The organism is Roseateles aquatilis (genome assembly GCF_002205645.1).
Classification (GTDB): domain Bacteria; phylum Pseudomonadota; class Gammaproteobacteria; order Burkholderiales; family Burkholderiaceae_C; genus Roseateles; species Roseateles aquatilis.
On record NZ_NIOF01000011.1, the window covers coordinates 228,170 to 246,844 of the forward strand.

At 70.4% G+C, this 18,675-nt stretch carries 13 protein-coding genes, 1 pseudogene and 1 riboswitch; of the genes and pseudogenes, 5 read left to right on the forward strand and 9 right to left on the reverse strand.

What is annotated here, in order from left to right; translation table 11 throughout:
• Window positions 1-124: 124 nt before the first annotated feature.
• From CDN99_RS21195 to CDN99_RS21225, 7 genes are all read right to left on the reverse strand, one after another.
• Complete coding sequence (locus tag CDN99_RS21195; protein ID WP_088386891.1) at window positions 125-1,264, reverse strand: FIST signal transduction protein; 1,140 nt, start codon at window positions 1,262-1,264, stop codon at window positions 125-127.
• Between the two features lie 97 nt (window positions 1,265-1,361).
• Window positions 1,362-2,279 carry a PhaM family polyhydroxyalkanoate granule multifunctional regulatory protein gene (locus tag CDN99_RS21200; protein ID WP_088386892.1) on the reverse strand — a complete coding sequence of 306 codons (918 nt, stop codon included), beginning with the start codon at window positions 2,277-2,279 and terminating at the stop codon, window positions 1,362-1,364.
• A 118-nt stretch (window positions 2,280-2,397) separates the two neighbouring features.
• Window positions 2,398-3,069: a MarC family protein gene (locus CDN99_RS21205; RefSeq protein WP_238139634.1), complete on the reverse strand. Its 672-nt coding sequence runs from the start codon at window positions 3,067-3,069 to the stop codon at window positions 2,398-2,400.
• A 53-nt stretch (window positions 3,070-3,122) separates the two neighbouring features.
• Window positions 3,123-4,157 (reverse strand): TraB/GumN family protein, encoded by a 1,035-nt coding sequence (locus CDN99_RS21210; RefSeq protein WP_158218915.1) that lies wholly within the window; start codon window positions 4,155-4,157, stop codon window positions 3,123-3,125.
• Window positions 4,158-4,282: 125 nt separating this feature from the next.
• Entirely contained in the window at window positions 4,283-6,625 is a 2,343-nt protein-coding gene (locus tag CDN99_RS21215; protein WP_088386894.1) for an ATP-binding protein, read from the reverse strand.
• 116 nt (window positions 6,626-6,741) lie between these two features.
• Entirely contained in the window at window positions 6,742-7,047 is a 306-nt protein-coding gene (locus CDN99_RS21220; RefSeq protein ID WP_088386895.1) for a BTH_I0359 family protein, read from the reverse strand.
• Between the two features lie 244 nt (window positions 7,048-7,291).
• Complete coding sequence (locus tag CDN99_RS21225) at window positions 7,292-8,314, reverse strand: hypothetical protein (protein ID WP_141100901.1); 1,023 nt, start codon at window positions 8,312-8,314, stop codon at window positions 7,292-7,294.
• A gap of 21 nt (window positions 8,315-8,335) precedes the next feature.
• On the opposite strand from CDN99_RS21225, the gene CDN99_RS21230 reads away from it, so the two are divergent.
• The 3 genes from CDN99_RS21230 to CDN99_RS21240 all read left to right on the forward strand — a co-directional run bounded on the left by CDN99_RS21230 (window position 8,336) and on the right by CDN99_RS21240 (window position 11,315).
• A complete protein-coding gene (locus CDN99_RS21230; RefSeq protein ID WP_088386897.1) occupies window positions 8,336-9,439 on the forward strand; it encodes a fumarylacetoacetate hydrolase family protein in 1,104 nt (367 codons plus the stop codon).
• Window positions 9,408-10,097, forward strand: coding sequence for a DUF4197 domain-containing protein (locus CDN99_RS21235; RefSeq protein ID WP_088386898.1), 690 nt, complete (start codon window positions 9,408-9,410; stop codon window positions 10,095-10,097). Before CDN99_RS21230 ends, CDN99_RS21235 begins: the two co-directional genes overlap by 32 nt.
• Before the next feature lie 135 nt (window positions 10,098-10,232).
• Window positions 10,233-11,315 (forward strand): homocysteine S-methyltransferase family protein, encoded by a 1,083-nt coding sequence (locus CDN99_RS21240; RefSeq protein ID WP_088386899.1) that lies wholly within the window; start codon window positions 10,233-10,235, stop codon window positions 11,313-11,315.
• A 688-nt stretch (window positions 11,316-12,003) separates the two neighbouring features.
• On the opposite strand, the gene CDN99_RS21245 is transcribed toward CDN99_RS21240, so the two are convergent.
• Entirely contained in the window at window positions 12,004-13,209 is a 1,206-nt protein-coding gene (locus CDN99_RS21245; RefSeq protein WP_141100902.1) for an HD-GYP domain-containing protein, read from the reverse strand.
• 175 nt (window positions 13,210-13,384) lie between these two features.
• Window positions 13,385-13,489: riboswitch (S-adenosyl-L-homocysteine riboswitch) on the forward strand.
• A gap of 158 nt (window positions 13,490-13,647) precedes the next feature.
• Between CDN99_RS21245 and metH the strand changes: the two genes are divergently transcribed.
• Window positions 13,648-16,350: a methionine synthase gene (gene metH / locus CDN99_RS21250; protein ID WP_238139642.1), complete on the forward strand. Its 2,703-nt coding sequence runs from the start codon at window positions 13,648-13,650 to the stop codon at window positions 16,348-16,350.
• 436 nt (window positions 16,351-16,786) lie between these two features.
• Complete coding sequence (locus CDN99_RS21255; protein WP_238139635.1) at window positions 16,787-17,440, forward strand: glycine zipper 2TM domain-containing protein; 654 nt, start codon at window positions 16,787-16,789, stop codon at window positions 17,438-17,440.
• 166 nt (window positions 17,441-17,606) lie between these two features.
• Here CDN99_RS21255 and CDN99_RS21260 read toward each other — a convergent pair.
• A pseudogene (locus tag CDN99_RS21260) lies at window positions 17,607-18,266 on the reverse strand (ATP-binding protein); the annotation flags it as partial.
• Window positions 18,267-18,675 lie beyond the last annotated feature (409 nt).

Genomic DNA, 18,675 nt, shown 5'->3' on the forward strand with positions numbered 1-18,675 from the left:
TGACCCGGTCCTGAACCGGCGGGTGAAACTGTGCGACGCGGCGGGTGGGGAATGCCCCGGAAAGTGGGAGGCTCCGGGATCGGCGCCCGCACCGGATGGCGCGCGACGAACGCGTACTGTCCCGTCAGTCTTCCAGGAACACCGTCAGCACCCCGGTGTAGCCGTGCAGCCGTGCGTGCGCGATCTCGCCATTGGCGAAGAAGCCGGCCAGCGGCACCTCGCCCAGCGCGTGCTGCACCCATTGCAGCTCCGCCGACGGCGCGCCGAAATGCGGCCCGCCGCGCCCGACGCAGCTGAAGTACAGCGCACCGGCCATGCGGGCGCCGCGCTCCTCCGCCTCGGCGCGGATCTCGGTGCAGATGCGGACCAGGTCGCGCCGGGCGGCGTCCGGATGGCGCTCGCAGAAGCTCAGCAGCTCGCCTTCGCGGAGTTGCTCGGCAACGGCGATGCCGCGCTTGGACGGGTCCAGGCCGATGAGATGGCGCACGCGCACCTCCGGGCCGTACTCGCGGCGCGCGCCGGGCTCGTCGCTCAAGCCGACCAGCGTCTTGCGCAGGCGCGGCATCGCCTGCCGCAGCGAGCCGGATTCGCCGGTGTAGGCCGGCAGCCGCAGGTCCTCCAGCAGCGCGTCGAGCGCCGGACGGCCGTCCAGTTCGGTGACCAGCGGGCCATCGCTGGCGGTGACGCGGCGTTCGCGGCCCAACGGCTGGACACCCTGGCTGACGCGCGAGATCCAGCGCACGTCCGATCCCAGCGACAGCCCCGACAGTCCGCCCGCGAAGACGCCGTCCGCGAACTGCACCGCGTCGTCGCCGCCGCTGACCAGTCCGCCGAAGACATAGCCGCTGCTGCAGCGCTGCGCCAGCTCGCCGATCAATTCCTGCAGGTCGGGCGTGGCGCCGTCGGCGTGCAGCAGCAGGCTGCGGGCGTCGCAGTCCTGCGGCAGTGGATGGCGGCCGGAGAAGACGCGCCACTGCGTCGTCGGCAGGTCGCAGAGCAGGATGACCAGCGCCGGCTCGTCGAAGTACTCGACGCCGGCGGAGCTCACCGCCAGCGCCGAGGCGCCCACCCAGCCGCAGCCGGGCCAGCGCTCGCGCGCCTCGTCCAGCAGCGCCTGCGCTTGCGGCACGTAGGCGTGGGTGATGTACAGGAACCCGAGCGTCGGGACCATGCCGGCGCGTTGGCCCTCCAGCTGGGCGCCGGCCAGGGCCAGCGCCATGTGGGCATCGGGGTGGGTGGCATGCGCCTGAATGAAGCGAGGCATGAACGGCCCTCGTGGTGCGGCTGGCGGCTGAGACAGCCAATCAGGCCAGTCTGGCTGATACGACGGATGGGGAAGGTCAGGGCGAGGCCGCCCTCGTTCAGCTGGCGCGCCGTTTGGCGGGGGCCTTTGCGGCGGGTTTGCCGGCGGACTTTCCAGTGGCGGGGGCCTTCGCCGTCGAGGATTTCTTCGCCGCGGGCCTGGGCGCGGCCTTGGCGGAGGGCTTGGCGGCGGGGCCGGCGGACTTGCCCGCGGCGGCTGAAGCGGGATGGGATGCCGCGGCGGTGGCCGCCGTCGCGGCAGCCTGCGCCGCCTGCGTGGCCTTGGCCATGTTGGCGGCCACGGTGCCGGGCATGGTCGCGGACTGGCGGAAGGCGTCGCCGGCCGCATCGATGCTCTGCTTGACCAGCGACGTGGCCAGGTCGCGCGCCGCGCCGGTGGACGGATCCTTCATCGCGTTGGCGGCCAGTTGCGTGAATTGCTGGGTCAGGGCGCCCCACCACTGCATGGGGTCGACGCCGGTCGCCGCGGCCGCGTCTGCCTTATCAGCGTCAGCGCCAGCCTCGGCCCCCGGACCGGTGGCGGACGCGGTATCAGGCTTCGAAGGCGTGTCGGCCTCGGCCCGGGGCTTCGTCTCGGCCTCGGGCCGCGCGGGGCGCCCGGTCTGCGCCGCGGGCTTCGCGGCCTTGGGCTCGCCCGGGAAGCCGAATCCCGGCATGCCGGTCGGTGTCTTCAGCACGTCCTTCAGGTCCGCCATCGGCACGTTCATCGCGTTCAGCGTCGACAGCGTCATCCGTTGCACGTCCAGCGCCTGGATGGTCGCGGCCAGCATGCGGGCGTTCTGCTCCAGCCAGAACTGCACGGTGCGCAGCTCCTCGATGCGTTTCTCCAGCTCCTGCGGGTTCAAGGTCGGCGCCACCCACTGGCCGAAGCCGGGGATCGCCGAGCCGGCGTTCTTGACCAGCCCCTGGAGGAAGTCGAATCCAGGAACGAATTTGGTGAAGTCGGTGTCCGCCATGGTGTTTCCTCGTTGGTGTGCCGGCCTGCCCGCGTGCTGGCGGGCCCGTGCGACGCGTGGTCGGCCGGGGCGCGGCGTCGGTCGATCCTACGCCGGGGAAGGTTGGCGGCGGTGCCGCTCAGGTCGGGATGTGGTTCAGGTCCGCCCAGCCGGTCCACAGGATCTGAATGCCGATGCACAGCAGGACGAAGGCCATCAGCCGCATCATCACCAGCGTGCCGACCTCGCCCATGCGCATCAGCAGCCGGCCGCCGTTGCGGTAGACCAGGTAGACCACGGCGGCGGTGAAGGCCGCGCCGATCGCGGCGATGCCGGCGCCCATCACGTAAGGCACTGGCGAGCGAGGAATCTGCGCGCCCAGGGCGATCGCCGCGGCGATGCAGCCGGGGCCGGTCGTCAGCGGGAAGGTCACCGGGAAGAAGCTGCGGCGGACGATCTCCGCCTCGGTCAGGTCGGTGCCGGAGGACTGCACGACGGCGGTCTGGACCTCGTCGGTCTCGTTGCGGGTCAGCATGACCCAGGCGCTGTAGGCCACCAGCAGGCCGCCCCCCACCCGGACCACCGGCAACGAGATGCCGAACGCGTCCAGCACGTAGGTGCCCACCAGCAGCGACACCATGATCACCACCCAGCCGTTGATCGCGACCTGGCGCGACAGCCGCTTGAGCACCTTGTCGTCCCCGCCGGCGGCGTTGATGACGATCGGGGCGACGCCCACCGGGTTGATGATGGGCAGCAGCGTCAGCGGCACCAGGAACAGCGATTGGAGAAACGACGGCAGGGCGTCCAAGATCAGGGCTCCGAACTGGGGAAATCAGGGCGAGCCAGTGTGCCCCAACTCGGTCACCGCGAAACCGGGCGCGGCATCAGGGTTACCTCGAAGCCCTGCGCCTTGAGCAGCACCGGCAACGCCTTGTCGCCGGTCATGTGCATCGCGCCCACCGCCACCAGCAGGCTCTGGCCGCGCTGGTGAAGTTCCGAGATCCGTTCGGCCAGGGCCGGGTTGCGGCCGTCGTTGATGCGGGTGAGGGCGGCGCGGTCGGCGGCGTCGGACACGCAGTCGCACCATTCGGCGTAGCGGTCCAGCCGCTTCAGGTCGCCGCGCTCCCAGACGCCGACCATCTGGTCGAGCGTGCGCAGCAGCGTCTTCGGACGTTCCAGCTGGCGCAGGTTGGAGGTCAGCTCGCGGCGCGCGTCGTCGGGGTCGGACGGGAGCAGCGCGTCGAGCTGCCCCTGCAGCGTCTCCAGCGCCAGCACCGGCAGGCCGCGGTCGCGGGCCCACTGGCTGAGCAGGATCTCCTGGCCGTAGCGCACGTCCAGCCCCAGCGTGCGCGCCCGCAGCAGCATGAAGGTGCTGGTCTGCAGCAGCGGGTGCAGCGAGGCCAGCGCCTGGGCCGGCAGGCAGACCGCCGCGGCCTGGGCGTCGAGCCGGCTGCGCATGGCGTCGTCCAGCGGCAGCGGCGCGATCTCCGGCATCCGCCAGGCCGCGCGGTCCAGTGGGTCGAGTTCGAGCGCCACCGCGTCGACGCGGTCCAGCGCCTCGCGCAGGCGCGGCCCCGGCGCCGCCCAGGCCGGCTTGCCGACATGCAGGCTGGCGTACAGGTAGGAGGTCCTGCCGTCGCGTCGCAGCGTCCACATCAGCCCGCGGTCCCTGGCCTTGGCGGCCAGTTGTTCGGCTGGCAACGGCGCGGGCTCCGGTGGGCAGGAGGGCGTCGCCGCGCCGGCCAGCCCCAGCAGGCCGAGCCCTGCGGCCAGGACGGCCATCGCGGCGACGCCGCGCCGGGCGAGCGTCGTCAGCACGGACGCCGCGAGGCTCTTCAGCATGGGGCGGACGTTGTGGGCCTGGTGGAAGCGGCGGAAGACGTGGAGGAGGCGCATGGCTGGCACGATGCCACAGATGAAGGATGGCGGCGCCCTGCTTCGGAGGGGGTCGGCAGGGGAGGCGGCGGCGTCGTGCATCCCTGACCGGGTCAGCGCGACGTCAGGTCCGGAGGCGCGCGGGGTCAGGTCTGGCCCGACCGGAAACCCATCGGACGGCGCTGGCGGACTTCCGGCTTGACGCGGTGCTCGGCCTCCAGCAGCGTCAGGAACTCGTCGGGCGAGAGCGTCTCGCCGAGGATCTCCGCCTGCTGCCGCACGGCGGCGAAGTCGCCCAGCGTCAACGCGTCCAGCGCCAGCAGACGCTCGGATTGCGGCGCGTGCGGCGGCGCGCCGAGTTCGCGCTCGAACATCAGCAGGCGCTGGTCCGGCCGCAGCGGCTTGAAGCGGATCTTGAAGCTGAAGCGGCGCAGCGCCGCTTCGTCCAGGTCGTCGAAGGCGTTGGTCGTGCAGATGAACAGGCCGGCGAATCGCTCCATGCAGGCCAGCATCTCGTTGACCTCGCTGACTTCGTAATGCCGCTCGGCCATGCGGCGGCTGCGCAGGAAGCTGTCGGCCTCGTCGAGCAGCAGCACCGCGTTTTCGCTGGCAGCCGACTCGAACATGCGCGCCATGTTCTGCTCGGTCTCGCCGACGTACTTGCTCATCAGGTCGCTGGCCAGCCGCACCATCAACGGTCGCTGCAGTTGGGCCGCGATGTGTTCCGCCAGCGCGGTCTTGCCGCTGCCCGGCGGGCCGTGGAAACACAAGGTGCCCATGCCGCGGCGGCGCAGCGCCTCGATCAGCCGCGGCAGCGCGAAGCGCGATTCGCAGTGGATCAGGTCGAGCGCGTAGCGCGGCGCCGCCGGTCGTTCGGCATGGGGCGTTTCCCCCTGGCCCAGCGCCTTGTCGGCATGGGCCAGTTGACGGCAGACGAGCTCCTCGTTGGCGGCGGCCTGGGCGATCAGGGCCGCGTCATCCGATGCCGACGCGTTCGCGGGGACCGCGGCGCCCGCCAGTCGCGCGAAGCGCACCGCGGTGCGGACCTGCGCCGGCGTGAGCCCGCGGCGCTCCGCCAGCCGCTCGGCGAAGCCCGCCGGCACCGGCAGTTCCGCCAGCGCCTTGCGCACCAGGCCGAGCCGCGCGCCGGGCGGCGGCGATCGCAGCTCCAGGTGGTACTGGAAGCGGCGGCGGAAGGCGGGGTCGATGTGCTCGATGCGGTTGGTGACCCACAGCACCGGCACGGGGTTGCTCTCCAGGATCTGATTGACCCAGGCCTTGCCGTTCACGGCCATCGGCGTGGGCAGGTCCAGCGCCGCGTCCAGCCGCGCCATCAGGTGCGCGGCGTCGCCGCCCAGGTGCGGGAAAACGTCCTCGACCTCGTCGAACAGTAGCGCCACGTCGCGGCTCGCCTTCAGGAAGACCTGGCTGATCTGCAGCGAGCGGTAGCGGTCGCGGCCGGTCAACGCGTTGCCGTCGCGGTCGGCGTACTCGACCTCGTAGAGCGTCAGGCCGGCCTCGCGCGCGGCGACCTTGGCCAGCTCCGTCTTGCCGGTGCCGGGTGGCCCGTAGACCAGCACGTTGACACCGGCCTGGCCTTGCGCCACCGCGTTGCGCAGCAGCGTGGCGACGATCGCCAGCTCGTCCGCGATGAAGTCGAAGTCGCCCCGCTGCAGCGGGCTCGGCGTGACCGGGCGGGTGAAGACCGCCATCAGGTCCTGCGGGCCTTCGTAGGCGCGCATCAGGACCGGTGGCAGTTGCTCGCTGACCTTCATGAGGTCGGACAGGTCGGTGATGTTGTGCTCGGCGATGAGGTTCTCGATCATGCCGACGCGCTCCAGCCGCGAGCCGGCGCGCAGCGCGTCGGCGACCTCGTGGGCGTCGACGCCCGCCACCTCCGCGATCGCGGCGAAGGCCTCCTGCGCGGTGTTGACCTTGAACTCGACCAGCGCGCCACGCAATTCGCGTTGATAGCGCGCCAGTGTGCCGTAGAGCAGCAGCGCGCGTTCGGCGGCGTTCAGCTGCAGCAGGCGGCCGAGCACGTCGATGTTCTGCTCGACCAGCGTGGACTGGCTGCGCAGTTGCCCGTCCAGCGCCTCGCAGGTGCAGGACAGCAGCGCGAGCAGGTCCTTGGGCGCGTCCTTGATGTACTCGTCGAGATAGAAGAACAACGTGCCTTCGGCGAACGGCCCGCGCCAGAGCCCGTGGCGGGCGAGGAAGGCGGCGTCGCCCAGTCGTTCATGCCCGGCCCAGAGCGAGTGGCCCTCGCATCGCCGCGCCAGGTAGGCGCGCACGCGGGTCAGCACCGCGGGCGGCCACACCAGGTGGCGCGCGGTGAGCGCGAGCAGGCCGCTCAGGTCGCGGCGGGGATTGAAGCGGTTGGCGTGGCGGACCGTCAGCGTCAGCACGAAGTGCGAGCACATGCGGTCGAGCACGGGGCTGTCGGAGAGCCCGGGGGAGACCAGCGGAGGCTGCGCGCGCTTGCCCATGATTTGGGCATCTTGGCGCAGGGACCGGCGGAGAACAAGCCCCGCTCCCGGGGCAAACATCCCCCAGGGAGCCGGGCGCGCGCGATGGGTCTTGCTGGCGCGTGGTCAGCGCGCCTTCAGTGCATGATGACCGGTTGATGCCCCATGTTGGCGTACTGGGCGATGAACGCGTCGAGGTCCTCGACGTCGGGGCCTTGTTCGATCAGGGCCTCGACACCTTCCTGGAAGGTTTGCGCCAGCGCGCCCTCGATGAAGATCTCCGTGCGGGTGAACTTGTCGACGATCTCGAACCCGTCGCGTTGCAGCGAGGGCAGGTTGACGTGATCCACCTGGGCGGCGTGTGCCTCGTCCCCGGCAGTCGGAGCGACCGGTACATCGAACTGCACGACGATGTAGCTCGGTGAGTCGTAAAGCATGTGCATCAAGGACTCCTTTGTTGCAGGAGTTATGGCCTGTCGCGACGGATTCAAGCCCCGTCGCTCCCAACCAGGCCATGACCCCATGGTGGCAGAACTTGCCAGGACCGGAACCCCCGTCCTCAAGCATTTGTGGTGCCAACCGCACGGACCTCGCAAACTTCGTCACACGGTGGTCGCCGACGTTGCGGCGACGTTCGTGAACGGACCGCGACCGGCCCTGTCCGCGAGCGGACGCGTCTGCGTGAGCTCACTCCAGCAAACGGAGCGCCCACTGCTCGTCGTCGTCCAGGCTGAAGCGCAGATCGACCGGCAGGAAGCCGCGTTGGCCATCCAGCCACACGGCCCACTGCAGCGTGGGGCGACCCGCCTGGCGTTGCAGCTCGCGACGGAGCAGCCATCGATTGCCGTCGCGCGCGACGACCTCGAAGTCCCAGCTGTGTATGCCCTGCGTGCCCGCCACCGGGATGCGCAGCACCAGACCGACCTGCGGCGCGGGCTCCGCGGCCATCAGGGCGGAGAGCTGCAGCCACCAGGACAGCCGGTCCTGGGTGCCGGGCGCCAACGCGAACGCGCGCGCGCCGGCCAGCACCATCGGCCGCGGGCCGGTGCGATCGAAGACCAGCAACTCACGATCCCGCGTGCCGCGGCGCACGCGGTGGCGCTCCGGGATCAGGCCCTGCGGTCCGATGGCGCCTTCGCTGTGCCAGGCGGGCATCTCTCGCGTGCCCGTGCGGCGTTCAAGGGTCAGCGAGTACCGCCCCTCGTCGACCCGCCAGGCGAGCGAGGCCTCGCCCGGTTGACCGTCGATGACGAAGCCGTAGGTCATCGTGCCTTCGCCGTGCAGCGGGAGCGCGAGCAGGGCGGGGACCGGGCGCGCGTCGGCGACGGGCGGCGGGTCGATGTCGGGGCCGAGCGCGGCCGAGGCCGTCGCGTCCGTCGGCGGCGGCTCCGGCATCGGCTGGATCTGCCCGGATGCGGCGTCGGTCGATGTCGATGTTGGGGCGAGCGCTGCCCCAGCCCGCTTCGGCGCAGGCAAGGCTGTCGCGGCGCGCTCGGGTGCTGGGGTCGGCGAGGGGAGCGCCGGCGGCGCCTCGACCCGCATCGTCACCGTCGGCGCCGCGACCGCATGCGGTGGCGGCTTCCGCGTCAGGCCGCCGAGCGCCCAGGCATGCAGCAGCAGCGCCCCGAGCAACGCGCCCAGCAGCGGCAGCCCGCGGCGCGCGCCGGGAGCGCCCCGGTCCTGAGGTGACAATGCCGGCGACGATTGCACGATGATTGCCTGACGACAACGATGAAACTCGCAACCTACCGCGACGGATCCCGCGATGGCCAACTGGTGGTCGTCTCGCGCGACCTGAGCCAGGCATGCTATGCCAACGGCATTGCGACGCGCCTGCAGCAGGTGCTCGACGACTGGAATTTCATGGCCCCGCAGCTGGAGGCGCTGTCCCAGGCGCTCAACCAGGGCCGCGCGCGTCACGCCTTCGCCTTTGATCCGAGGCAGTGCCAGGCGCCGTTGCCGCGGCTGTCCGCCTGGATCGCCGGCGAGGCCTATCCGGATCGCGGCCAGGCCCTGCGCGAGCGCGGCCTCGCGTGGCCGGAGCAGCTCAGCGCGCCGTTGCTGCGCGTCGGCGGCGCGGAGGCCCAGTTGGGACCGACCGAGACGCTCGACCTGCAGGCCATGCCGGGCCTGGAGCCGGAGGCGCAACTGGCGGTGCTGACCGGCGATCTGGCGCAGGGCGCCGTGCCGTCGCAGGCGCTGGAGTCGGTCCGCCTGCTGCTGCTGGTCAACGACTGGGTGCTGCGGCCGGTGCAGCAGGAAGAGCTCGCCGCCGGGCGGCCCGCGCTGCACAGTCGGCCGGCGCTGCAGTTCGCGCCGGTCGCGGTGACGCCGGATGAATTGCCCGGCGCCTGGTACCTCGGACGCGCCGCGCTGCAACTGCAGTTGATGCGCAACGGCCGCAAGCAGGCCGTGCTGGACGCGAAGGCGGGCATGCAATGGTCCTTCGGCGATCTGCTGGCGGAGGCCGCGCGCAATCGCCCGCTGCGCGCCGGGACACTGGTCGGCGCCGGCATGCCGGCCGGTGGCAAGCCGCTGGTGCTGGAGGCTGGAGACAGCCTGCGCATCGAATTCAAGCTGGGCGAGGGCCCCGGTCCGTTCGGCGCCATCGACATGGATCTGTCGGAGCCGGATGATGGCGACCGGAGCGCGGTCGATGATGGCGCCGATGCGGCCGCCGTCCCGCCGCTCGACGACGAGGACGCGTCCGAGCGCCCGGAAGTTCCCCAGCGCGACGCCGCCGAGCCATCGGCCGCCGGCGCGCCGTCCGAAACCACCGAAGGAGACACCGATGCGGACCCCGATGCCCCCGTTTCCCCGCCTGCCACGGCGTGACCTGATCGCCCTGCTGGGCGCCGGCCTGGCCTCGCCCTGGGCGATGGCGCTGAACCTCAGCGAATCCGATGCCGCCTCCGGCGTGCGCACGGCGCTGGAGCGCGGCGCGCAGGCCGCGCTGGCCAACCTGGGGCGCACGGACGGCTTCCTCGGCAATCCGCAGGTGCGCATCGAGCTGCCCGGCGCGCTGCGCGACGCCGCCCGCCTGCTGCGCACCACCGGCCAGGGCAAGCGCATCGACGATCTCGTCACCTCGATGAACCGCGCCGCCGAGCAGGCGATGCCCGAGGCCCGCCAACTGCTGGTCACCACCGTGCGCAACATCAGCGTCGAGGACGCGGTGCGCATCGTGCGGGGCGGCGACGACGCGGTGACGCGGTTCTTCGAGGACAAGACCCGCTCGCCGCTGACGACGAAGTTCCTGCCCATCGTGACCAAGGCGACCGAGCGCCAGGCGCTCAGCGAGAAGTACAACGCGGTGGCCGGCAAGGCGTCCGGCTTCGGGCTGCTGCGCAAGGAGGACGCCAACCTCCAGTCCTACGTCACCGACAAGGCGCTCGACGGGCTGTACTTCATGATCGGCCAGGAAGAGAAGAAGATCCGCCAGGACCCGGTGGGCACCGGCAGCGCGATCCTGAAGAAGGTGTTCGGCGGCTGACGCCTGGGCAGGCCCGTGGCCCGGCCCGACCACGGCGGGCCGCCCCCAGCCTCCGCGCGGGAGGAGGTCCGGGGCGTCGGCCCGCGAAGGCCCCGACGCCGTCCGGCCCGGCGCGACTTCCTACAATTGCACCCCATGACCGCCCCGACCCCGCCCCGTTCCGCCATCCCCTACACCCGCGGCGCCGCGCTGCCCGCCATCCTGGCGCAGCGCATCGCCGTGCTGGACGGCGCGATGGGCACGATGATCCAGCGCTACAAGCTGACCGAGGCCGACTTCCGTGGCACGCGCTTCGCGGACCACCCCAAGGACCTCAAGGGCAACAACGACCTGCTGGTGATGACCCGGCCGGACGTGATTTCGGAGATCCACCGCCAGTACCTCGATGCCGGCGCGGACATCATCGAGACCAATACCTTCGGCACGACCTCGGTCGCGCAGGAGGACTACGGGCTAGAGGCGCACGCCTACGAGATGAACGTGGCCGCTGCCCGGCTGGCCCGGGAAGCCTGCGACGCGTTCAGCACCCCGGACAAGCCGCGCTTCGCCGCCGGCGCGCTGGGCCCGACGCCGCGCACCGCCTCCATCAGCCCCGATGTCAACGACCCCGGTGCCCGCAATGTCGACTTCGATACGCTGCGCGCCGCGTATTACGAGCAGGCCAAGGGGTTGCTGGAAGGCGGCGTGGACCTGTTCCTGGTCGAAACCATCTTCGACACGCTCAACGCCAAGGCCGCGATCTTCGCGCTCGACGAGCTGATGGAAGACACCGGCGAACGGCTGCCGGTCATCATCTCCGGCACGGTCACCGACGCCTCCGGTCGCATCCTCTCCGGCCAGACGGTGACGGCGTTCTGGCATTCGGTCCGCCATGCGCGACCATTGGCCATCGGGTTGAATTGCGCGCTGGGAGCCGCGTTGATGCGGCCCTATATCGAGGAGCTCTCGAAGGCCGCAGACGATACGCCCATCTCCTGCTATCCCAACGCCGGGTTGCCCAATCCGATGAGCGACACCGGCTTCGATGAAACGCCCGACGTGACCGGGCGGCTGGTCGGGGAGTTCGCGAGCGCCGGGTTCCTGAATATCGCCGGCGGCTGCTGCGGCACCACGCCCGATCACATCCGTGCGATCGCCCAGAAAGTCTCGGCGTATCAGCCGAGGCGCTGGGGAAGCAAGCTGTTCAGCGGGCTGGTGGGGGAAGAGGCGGTCGCTTGAACGCACCCTACTGAACCCACCGAGGCCGCGGATCGGGCAGAGCCGGGGCCGCTGGCTCCCGCGCTCGCGCTAGGGCGCCCAACTCGCTCGCTCACCTGCGGCTCGCCAGCTCAGACAGAGGCGCCCAGTCAGTTGTTGATGCACGCTCCGCGTGCGCGCTCGGCTTCGCCAGCGGCCCCGGCTCCGCCCGGTCCGCCATGCAGCAACCTGTCGCCTGCGATTCGTCGCGGGGCCGCTGGCTCCCGCGCTCGCGCTAGGGCGCCCAACTCGCTCGCTCACCTGCGGCTCGCCAGCTCAGACAGAGGCGCCCAGTCAGTTGTTGATGCACGCTCCGCGTGCGCGCTCGGCTTCGCCAGCGGCCCCGGCTCCGCCCGATCCGCCATGCAGCAACCTGCCGCCTGCGATTCGTCGCGGGGCTGCTGGCTCCCGCGCTCGCGCCAGGGCGCCCAACTCGCTCGCTCACCTGCGGCTCGCCAGCTCAGACAGAGGCGCCCAGTCAGTTGTTGATGCACGCTCCGCGTGCGCGCTCGGCTTCGCCAGCGGCCCCGGCTCCGCCCGGTCCGCCATGCAGCAACCTGCCGCCTGCGATTCGTCGCGCTGCCGGTCATTCGTCTGCGATGCGCGCGTCCGACGGTGAGCGTGGACTTCGTGTGGGTGTCGAGGGGTGGGTGCTGCCACCCTCGGGGGCTCAGTAGAGCTTCAGCATGGCGTCCATGTTGATCCGCAAGCGGATCTCGTGCGGTGCCAGGCTCGCCGTGATCGTCTGGCCAGGCAGGCGTGTGTCACGCAACACCGGCACCGTCAGCGGCGTGCCGCTGCGACCCACCAGCGCGGCCACGATCGGCTCGTTGGCGCTGTGGCCACGCTTCAGGACCATGCCCTCCTCGCCACCGGTCAATCGCACCAGCGAGCCCGGCGGGTACAGGCCGATCGCCTTGATCAGCGCGGCACCCGCCTCGTCCGGCCGCTGCAGTTCGTCGAGATAGACGGCACGAGCCGCCTGCGCCGCCGACAGCGCCCGGCGGTTGCGGCGCGGGCTGAGTCGCGCCCCATAGAGGTCGATCCGGCGCAGCAGGCGACCCAGCAGCTCGCCGTCGGCGCGGCCCGCCAACGGGCCCGGACCCGCGTCGTGGTGCAACCGCACCGCGCCCAGCCAGGCCTCGTCGGTCACGCCGACCTCCAGCAGCAGGCTCGCGGCGCGATCGCCATGACCGGCCAGTTGCTCGCGCTGCGCCGGCGCCAGCGTCTCCGTGAGCAGCGCGTGCTGGTCCTGCTGCTGCGCGATGCCCAGATTCATCGTCAACGCGGCCAGACCCAGCGCGCGCCGTCGGCCTTCGCCCCAGCCCAGTTGGCGGGTGGTCATCTCGGCCAGCACCAGCGACAGCAGCGCATGCCGCGCGCTGTAACGCTCCGGCTCCAGGCCGGCGTCGTGGATCAGCGTCGCCAGCGAGGCGTCGGGCTGCTGCGTCAACCGCGTCAGCGCGGTGTCCTGCAACTGGGTCAGGCGGACCAGGAAATCCGGCCGCCGCGGATCGCGCAGCACCTGCTGCGCATGCCATTGCAGGTCGGACCAGATGGCGGTGTGCGCCGGCGCGGTCGGTGGCGTCAGCCGCATCGGCTGGGTCGGCTTGTATTCCGCCTTCGCGTTGGCGAGCGCCGACAGCGACGCCCCCTGCAGCATCATCGTGTCGAGCTTGTGCGCAAGGGCGCGCTGGTATTCACGGGTCTCGTGCGCCTGCACGAAGGGGCCGCGCGCCAGCAGGTCCCGCACCTGCGGGGTGTCCGGCAACGGGTGCCCCGACGCGAACAGCAAATGCCCCGCCGCGTCACGCAGCGAGAACGTCAGCACCTGCCCCACGCGCAGGCTGTGAGGGGGAAGTTGGACCAGTTCCACGGTCTTGTCGCCTCGTCGTCGGATGTATCTGAATGTGACCGTCGTCTTGGGCGAGCATACGCGCGGGCCCCTCGCCGGGAGGGAATCCGGCACGAACAAAGCAGGGCCGGACCGGTAGAATGCACGCCGTTTCCGCTCCTCGCGACGTCTGCCCGGCGATGCGTCGGCAGCGGCGGTTTCCGAGGAGCGTTGCGAGGGGTCCCGATCATCCGGGGGCCCGCCAGGCTCGGAACGACGGCGCCACACTCCGCGGGCCGTTCAACAACGACGCTCACCGTCCCGCATCCCCGCGGGGTTGCGGTGAGTTGCGCGGCCCCGTCGATCGACCAGAGTTCCAGAAAGTCCGTCGAGGCCGTCATGTCCGCCAGTCCGTCGTCCGCATCCCCCGCGCCCGCGTCTGTTTCTCCGCCCATCGAGCCGCGCGGCGCCGTGGCGCCGATGAAGCTCTCCGGCCTGGAGCCGGTCCAGATCGGCGCCGGCACCCTGTTCGTCAACATCGGCGAGCGGACCAATGTCACCGGCTCGAAGGCGTTCGCGCGATTGATCCTGAACGGCGAGTTCGAGGCGGCGCTGAGCGTGGCGCGCCAGCAGGTCGAGAACGGCGCGCAGGTCATCGACATCAACATGGACGAGGCCATGCTCGACAGCAAGGCCGCGATGGTGCGCTTCCTCAACTTGATCGCCTCGGAGCCCGAGATCGCGCGCGTGCCGATCATGATCGACTCGTCCAAGTGGGACGTGATCGAGGCCGGCCTGAAGTGCATCCAGGGCAAGGGCATCGTCAACTCGATCTCGCTGAAGGAGGGCGAGGCCGAGTTCCGCCGCCAGGCCAAGCTGATCCGCCGCTACGGCGCGGCCACCGTCGTGATGGCCTTCGACGAGAAGGGGCAGGCGGACACCTACCAGCGCAAGACCGAGATCTGCGAGCGCGCCTACCGGATGCTGGTCGACGAGATCGGCTTCCCGCCCGAGGACATCATCTTCGACCCCAACATCTTCGCGATCGCCACCGGCATCGAGGAGCACGACAACTACGCCGTCGACTTCATCGAGGCCACGCGCTGGATCAAGCGGCACTTGCCAGGCGCCAAGGTCAGCGGCGGTGTGTCCAACGTGTCCTTCAGCTTCCGCGGCAACGAGCCGGTGCGCGAGGCCATTCACACCGTCTTCCTGTATCACGCGATCCAGGCCGGCATGGACATGGGCATCGTCAACGCCGGCATGGTCGGCGTCTACGACGAGATCCCGGCCGACCTGCGCGAGCGCGTCGAGGACGTGGTGCTGAACCGCCGCGCCGACTCGACCGAACGGCTGCTGGAGGTGGCCGAGACGGTCAAGGGCGCCGCCAAGGACGACAGCGCCAAGCTGGCGTGGCGGGTCCACGATGTCGAGACGCGCCTGTCGCATGCGCTGATCCATGGCATCACCGACTTCATCGTCGAGGACACGGAAGAAGCGTGGCAGGCGATCCGGGCCCGCGGCGGCCGGCCGCTGCACGTGATCGAGGGCCCGCTGATGGCCGGCATGAACGTGGTCGGCGACCGCTTCGGCGCGGGCAAGATGTTCCTGCCGCAGGTGGTGAAGAGCGCCCGCGTGATGAAACAGGCGGTCGCCCATCTGGTGCCCTACATCGAGGAAGAGAAGCGCCAGCTCGCCGCCGCCGGCGGGGACGTGAAAGCCAAGGGCAAGATCGTCATCGCGACGGTCAAGGGCGACGTGCACGACATCGGCAAGAACATCGTCACGGTGGTCCTGCAGTGCAACAACTTCGAGGTCGTGAACATGGGCGTGATGGTCCCGTGTCAGGACATCCTGGCCAAGGCGAAGGTGGAGGGCGCGGACATCATCGGCCTGTCCGGCCTGATCACGCCCAGCCTGGAGGAGATGCAGCACGTCGCCGCCGAGATGCAGCGCGACGACTACTTCCGCGTTAAGAAGATCCCGCTGCTGATCGGCGGCGCGACGACCAGCCGGGTGCACACGGCGGTGAAGATCTCGCCGCATTACGAGGGGCCGGTGGTCTACGTGCCGGATGCGTCGCGCTCGGTGGGCGTCTGCGCGGAGCTGCTGTCCGACGAGCGCGCCACGCGCTTCATCGACGAGCTGAAGTCGGATTACGAGAAGGTCCGCGAGCTGCACGCCAACAAGAAGCAGACGCCGCTGGTGACGCTGGCGCAGGCGCGGGAGAACAAGTTCCGCGCCGACTTCACGACCTACACGCCGCCGGTGCCGCGCTTCATCGGCCGACGCCAGTTCCGCAACTACGACCTGGCCGAGCTGGCGCAGTGCATCGACTGGGGCCCGTTCTTCCAGACCTGGGATCTGGCGGGACCGTTCCCGGCGATCCTGAAGGACGAGGTCGTCGGCGCCGAGGCGCAGCGCGTCTTCAGCGACGGCAAGCGGATGCTGCAGCGGCTGATCGAGGGCCGCTGGCTGACGGCCAGCGGTGTGCTCGGCCTGTACCCGGCCGCGCAGGTCAACGACGACGACATCGAGATCTACACCGACGAGAGCCGCTCCGAGGTCCTCATGACCTGGCGCGGGCTGCGCATGCAGACGGAGCGTCCGGTGGTGGACGGCGTGCGGCGACCCAACCGCGCGCTGGCCGACTACATCGCCGCCAAGGGCACGGTGCCGGACTACATCGGACTGTTCGCCGTCACCGCCGGTCTGGGCGTGGACAAGAAGGAGCGGCAGTTCATGGACGACCTGGACGACTACTCCGCGATCATGCTGAAGGCGCTGGCGGACCGCCTGGCCGAGGCCTTCGCGGAGCGGTTGCACCAGCGCGTGCGGCAGGAGTTCTGGGCCTATGTGCCGGACGAGGCGCTCAGCAACGAGCAACTGATCGCCGAGGCCTATCGCGGCATCCGGCCGGCGCCCGGGTATCCGGCCTGTCCGGACCATCTGGTCAAGCGCGACCTGTTCCGCGTGCTTCAGCCCATCGACATCGGCATGGACCTCACCGAGGGCATGGCGATGACGCCGGCGGCGAGCGTGAGCGGTTTCTACTTCGCGCACCCGGAGTCGGCCTACTTCAATGTCGGCCGGATCGGCGATGACCAGGTGGCGGACTGGGCGGCGCGCATGGCGCTGGATCAGGTCGACGCGCAGCGCGCGTTGGCCCCGTTGCTGGGCTGAGTTCGCAGGCCCCTGACGCTCTGGCCCCGTGGGGCGTGCCTGCGCGCCGCGGTGATGGATCGCGGGGTCGGCTCCCGACTTCCGGCTCTCCGCTCCCCGCTCCCAGCCTCCGACTGCGCTTCGCCAAACGCGGGCGCTCCACGGGGTGAGGGGGCTCCCTCCTGGACCCCCTCACCCCATTCCGGCCCCAACGACATCAATAGGTCGCGGGCCTTGGGGTGCAGGGGAGAGGGCGGGTAAGGGTGAAGGGAGGGGGCGAGGAGGGGGCACGCGATGCGCGGTGGCAACGAAAACACCTCGACGCGGCGTTGTCCTACAGGCGGCGTTTCACCCCTTTACAAAAGGAACAGGAACCGGGCCCCGCGACTTGTAACAGCGTGGCATTCTTCGCCCATCCCCGGAGATAGGGGTAAACCATAAGAGGTGAATCATGGCGTTGAATACCAATCAAAAGATGGCTGCCGGCGCAGTTGGGGCAGCGGTGCTGGTCGTGGCGGCGTTCTTCGCAGGACGCCAGCAATCCGCGCCGTCGGCCGCCGACGCGCCGCTCGCCGCGGTGACGCAGCCCAACGTCGTCGACCGCAATGGCGCGAACGCCGCCGACGAGGCGCGCGCCGCCAAGCAGGCGGCGGCCGACACGGTGGCCCCGACGCGCGTGCCGGTGCAGCAACGCCCGGTGACGCAACCAGCGCGCGACAGCGGCGGGTATGCGGACGCCTCCAGCGCGAGCGGTGATACCCAGAGCGCGCCGCGTCTGTGCGCAAGCTGCGCGACGGTGCTGTCGGTCCGTACCGAGGCCCGTGAGGGCCAGGGCTCCGGCATCGGCGTGGTCGGTGGCGCGGTGGTCGGCGGCCTGCTGGGCAGCGCGATCGGCGGTGGCACCGGCAAGAAGATCGCCACGGTCGGTGGCGCCGTCGCGGGCGGCTACGCCGGCAACGAGATCGAGAAGCGCCAGCGCAGCACCACCGTCTGGGTCGTCCGCATGCGCAATGCCGACCAGAGCATCCGCACGATGCAGTTCAGCCATGACCCGGGCGTGCAGAACGGCGACGTGGTGCGGGTGAACGACGGGCAGTTGATCCGCCAGTAAACCCCCACGGCTGACACACCCCACGGCCTGACGTCGATGGCATTGCGCCAGCGATGACAGCGCCTGGGTGGCAACGGCGATGGCAACGGCGATGGCCGTAGCCAGGACCAGGACCAGGACTGCGATGGGGGCGGCGACGGGCCGCGGCGGGTGAGGGCGGTTGTGCTCACTCCCTGCCGGGCAGGGCTCGTCGCCACTGAATCGCCTCTGCCACGTGGGAGGCTCCGATCGTCTCGCTGCCGGCCAGGTCGGCCACCGTTCTCGCGATTCTCAGCACGCGGTGGTAGCTGCGGCCGGACCAGGCCAGCCGCGCGGCTGCGCGATGCAGCATGGTCTCCGCTGAGGACTCCAGATGCAGGTGCGCGTCGAGCCGTGCGGGCGGCAGCAGTCCATTGATGCACCCCTGCCGCGCGATGGCGAGCTGCCATGCGGCGGCCACCCGCCGCGCCACCGTCGCGCTGCTTTCCCCGTCCGCCGCCGCCGACAGCACCGCGGCCGGCAGCACCGGTACGTCCACCATCAGATCGATCCGGTCCAGCAGGGGCCCCGAGAGCCGGCCCTGATATCGCGCGACCTGATCCGGCGAGCAACGGCAGGCCTTCGTCGGATTGCCGAGGTGTCCGCAGGGGCAGGGGTTCATCGCGGCGACGAGCTGGAATCGGGCCGGGAACTCCGCCTGATGCGCGGAGCGCGAGATGTGGACGCGTCCCGTCTCCAGCGGCTCGCGCAATGCCTCCAGCGAGGTGCGTTGAAACTCCGGCAGTTCGTCCAGGAACAGCACGCCGTGCTGCGCGAGCGTGATCTCGCCGGGCCGCGGCGGTGAGCCGCTGTGAGGTGTCTCACTCGATGCGACTGGGAAGACGCTGGAACAATGGGTTAGGAGCTGTTGGTACCCGATTGAATGCGACGAGAGTTGCCATATTCGATGCGACTGGCCCTACAGAACAACCCAAATTGGCGCGACTATCCCGATGAAGATTTCTTCAGTCCGAAAAATTCCGACCAACCGGCGCAGCGTGCGCGGAAATTTGAGTTGGCCAGGTGGGGGGCAGGTGGCGTTTGAGTCGCACCTGGAGCGCGACTTCCTGTACCTCCAGCGCCACTCGTTGTCGGTGCTTGAGGTCGTGTCTGAATCGACCCGGGTCCAGTAGACACCTTCGAGCCTCAAACTGAGGCCCAATCGGAGGTGCCATGCAAAGCAAGCAACCCTACCCAGAAGAATTCAAGATCGAGGC